This is a genomic window from Caballeronia sp. LZ008, from assembly GCF_031451435.1.
Taxonomy (GTDB): domain Bacteria; phylum Pseudomonadota; class Gammaproteobacteria; order Burkholderiales; family Burkholderiaceae; genus Caballeronia; species Caballeronia zhejiangensis.
The window spans coordinates 1-1,436 of the sequence record NZ_JARUXK010000020.1 but is presented as its reverse complement, the minus strand read 5'-3'; the positions used below and the strand labels follow the sequence as shown (position 1 = coordinate 1,436).

Annotated in this window: 1 protein-coding gene; it reads left to right on the top strand. The window is 57.1% G+C overall.

Translation table 11 applies throughout. From position 1 onward, the window contains the following. The first annotated feature begins 53 nt into the window (after positions 1-53). Positions 54-1,417, top strand: a protein-coding gene (locus QCE49_RS33540) for an IS3 family transposase (RefSeq protein ID WP_409017632.1) whose coding sequence is annotated in 2 segments (ribosomal slippage) — positions 54-525 and positions 525-1,417 — 1,365 coding nt in all. Because the reading frame shifts where the segments join, the coding sequence is not laid out codon by codon here. Positions 1,418-1,436 lie beyond the last annotated feature (19 nt).

The window sequence follows — 1,436 nt, the reverse complement described above, 5'->3', positions numbered from 1 at the left end:
TGAACTGCACCCCAAAAGTTGGACACCCGTTCAACGATTTGGGGTGTTTTTTCATGAGCAAGTACAGCGCACGACTCAAGAGCAGAGTCGTTCAAGACTATTTATCAGGCGAGCGCGGTGGTTACGGAGAGGTGGGGCGTCAACATGGCGTGGGCCAGGGCACGGTGCGTAAATGGGTGGCGGCGTGGCGGGCGCATGGCGAGGCGGCGTTTAAGAAGAAGTACAGTTTCTACGACGGCCCATTCAAACTGAAGGTGCTGCAGTTCATGCACACCAAGGCCCTGTCGTGCCGAGAGACGGCCGCGATCTTCGATATCCGCAATCCGAGCGCGATTAATGTCTGGAAGCGCCGGTATGATTCGGGAGGTATGCAGGCCCTTGAGCCGCGCCCCCGAGGACGCTCCGTGAAGCAACCCAAGTCATCTGCGCCAGCGGTTTCGTCCAAATCCGACGAGGCCCGCACGAAGGAAGAGCTCCTGAAGGAGCTGAACTATCTGCGCATGGAGAATGCGTACCTAAAAAAACTCGATGCCTTGATCCGCTCGGAAAGCCCTACAGCGCAGCGCAAAAAGCGCAAGTAGTGGCCGGGTTGAGGCATGAGTTTGCGCTCGACGGCCTGCTGAAAGTGGCCGGCCTGGCGCGCAGCACGTTCTACTACCAATGCAAGGCTTCACGCAAGGCGGACAAACACGCGCAGCTCAAGGCGCGTATTCGTTCTGTGTTCGAGCAGCACAAAGGGCGTTATGGCTATCGACGCATTACTCACGCAGTCCGGCATTTGGGCACTGTTGTGAATCACAAGACCGTCCAGCGGTTGATGCACCTCATGAAACTGAAGTCGCTGGTGCGCCCGAAGAAGTTTCAAGCCTTCCGCGGGACGGTGGGACGGGTTGCGCCGAACGTGCTGCAAAGACAGTTCGATGCCGCGGGGCCGAACCAGAAGTGGGTCACCGATATCACTGAATTCCGGGTGGGCGAGCGAAAGCTTTATCTATCGCCGGTGCTGGATCTGTATAACGGCGAGATCATCGCCTACGAGACGGCCACTCGTCCGGCATTCGCGATGGTCGCCAACATGATCAAAAAGGCGTTCAGAAGGCTGGAAGTCGATGATCGCCCCTTGGTCCACTCGGATCAAGGCTGGCACTATCAGATGGGCGCTTACCAGGCGTTGCTCTCGCAACGAGCCCTGACGCAAAGCATGTCGCGCAAGGGCAACTGCCACGACAACGCCACCATGGAAAGCTTCTTCGGCACTTTGAAGTCGGAGTTCTTCTACCCCAACCGCTTCGAGAGCATCGAAGCCCTTCAGGCCGGAATCAGACGCTACATTCACTACTACAATCACCACCGCATCAAGCTGAAGCTGAAAGGGCTGAGTCCTGTGATGTACAGAACTCAGCCCTTAGCGGCCTAGCCCAAAACTGTCCAACTTT